General features: G+C 78.2%; 1 protein-coding gene and 1 pseudogene. One reads left to right on the top strand and one right to left on the bottom strand.

Going from position 1 to position 2,101, the window contains the following annotated elements; genetic code table 11:
- The coding region (locus tag HCN56_RS25280; protein ID WP_167974937.1) for a cell division protein PerM at positions 1-1,497 on the bottom strand (1,497 nt) is incomplete at its 3' end.
- 258 nt (positions 1,498-1,755) lie between these two features.
- On the opposite strand from HCN56_RS25280, the pseudogene HCN56_RS25275 reads away from it, so the two are divergent.
- Positions 1,756-2,101, top strand: a pseudogene (locus tag HCN56_RS25275) (hypothetical protein); the annotation flags it as partial.

The following is a 2,101-nucleotide window of genomic DNA, read 5'->3' as shown; positions in this document are numbered from 1 at the left end:
GTCGGCCTCCGGGGTGCGCGCGCCCCGGCCCTGCGGCCGCGGCACCCGCTGGACGACGGCGCGCCTGCCCCGTGCGGCGAGGCCGCGGGCGCTCTGTGCCCCCTCGTGGGCGACGGACCGCGCGAAGTCCTCCCGGCGGAGCCGCCACGCGCGGGCCAGAAGCGCCGCGGGGGTGCCGAGCACCGCCACCCAGCCGAAGGCCGCCACCCCGACCTGCCAGGGCACCGGGCCGAACTCGGCCAGGTCCCCGGTCCCCATGGCGCCGCCGGCGAGCAGCGCCAGCACCCCGGCGCCCAGCCCGAGCAGTGCCGCCGCCAGCACCGCCGCGCAGGCGGTGTCGCCCGCCGAGGTGGCGGTGGTGCGGTCGGCGCGCACGGGCACCGTCGCGCGCCCCAGGAAGACCGCGGTCACCGCCACCGCGGTCAGCGGGACCAGCGCGGCGAGCCCCAGGGTGAGCGGGGTGCCGCCCTCACCCGGGAGCGCGGCGAGCAGCGGGAACGGCGGGAGCCGGGGGTCGTCGCCGCCGGACGCGAGCGGGGCGAGCGCCACGCCGCCTCCGACGGTGAACCCCGGCCCGAGACCGTAGGCGGCGGCCCAGACCGCGGCGTTGGGGACGAGGGCGCAGCCGAGCAGCAGCAGCGAGATCCTGCCGGACCAGTCGCCGGCGAGCTGGCCGAACAGCGACTGCGCGGCGCCGGCGTGACCGACCAGCGCGACGGCCGCCAGCACGGTGCCGGCGCCGCACATGGCGGCCAGCCCAGCGGCCGCGGCGCGCGGGGCGTCGGTTTCCTGGAGCCACTGCGCCCGGCCGGGCAACAGCGGCGGGCCGGTGTGCGACCAGCCGGCGGTCACGGTCACCACGAGAGCGAACAGCGGGACGGCGACGGCCGCGCCGAGCGGATCGACGCTGATCGGTCCGTCGAGCGTGTAGAGCACGCCCACCGCCGCGGCGGCCAGGTAGCCGACGGTGATCCACAGCGCGGTGGACAGTGCCCGGCCGGGGCCGCTGTCCACCGGGAGCGTCACCCGCACGGCGCGGCGCAGCAGCCAGCCGGGCACCAGGGCGAGCAGCAGCGGGGTGATGCCGATGGGGGCCGGGGCCCCGCCGAGGGTTTCGTTCCGTACGAGCGCGGCACCGTGGGCCAGCAGCCAGAGGTCCACGGCGAGGGTGGTGGCGTTGCCCGGGCCGTCGTCGGGGTGGGGCGAGACGGTCCAGAGGGAGAGGACGAGGACGGCGAGGGCACCGGCGCCGAGCCCGGCGGCCACCAGCCCCTCGGCGGCACAGCTGCCCGCGGTGCGCCGACCACCGGGTTCGTCGGGGTCGTCCTCCGCGCCGTCGTGGGGTCGGTGGTCCGGGCGGGGGCCGGGCCTGGGGGCGCCCGCGGCGCGCGGTGCTCCCGGGTCCGCCGTCGCGTTCTCTGCGACGTGGCGCGGGCCCCGGAGCCGCGCGGGAAGGGAGCGCACGGCGGCAACGGTCGCGACGAAGAGGGCACTCACCCGGGCAATGCTGCCAACAACACCGTGAATGGCGTGGTATCGCGGATTTCCGGGCGACGTCACCCAGAATGCACATATGCATGTTTTCAGACAATCCTTCATGCCCGGACGGCAGCGGGCGGCGGTGGTCTGATGGCTGGTCAGGAGCCTGCGGACGGGTCGGGGGTGCCCGCACGTGCCGCCACCACGACGCCGCGTGCCGCCGCCGGCACCCCGTCGAGCGACGTGCGATCCCGTGCCGGCGATTCCGCCGATCGGGTGACCACCCGGCGGATTCCGCCCCCTCTCGGCCGCACCGTCAGCACCCACGGCACCTTCACCTGGCGCGGACCGGCCGCGGCGGTGACCTTCGTGGCGGTGCGCCCGGCTTCCCCACGTGCGGCGACTCCGGACCGCGCGGGGCGCGGCGGTGCCGGCGCGACGACGGCGCCCTCCGACATCCCGACCGTCTCCCCCCGCGGCCCCGAGGAACTGGTGCGGCCCCTCCCGGACGGCCGGGGCTGGTCCCACGGCCAGGCCCTCACCGACCCCCGCACCGGCGAGATCCTCGCCGGCCGGGTGAGGCTCGGGTCGCAGCGCACCGAGCAGGTCACCGCGCTGGCCG

Origin of the sequence: Streptomyces lonarensis, from assembly GCF_012033735.1 — a bacterium.
Lineage (GTDB): Bacteria > Actinomycetota > Actinomycetes > Streptomycetales > Streptomycetaceae > Streptomyces > Streptomyces lonarensis.
Note: the sequence above shows the minus strand (reverse complement) of the source record. Positions and strands in the feature narration are given on the sequence as shown.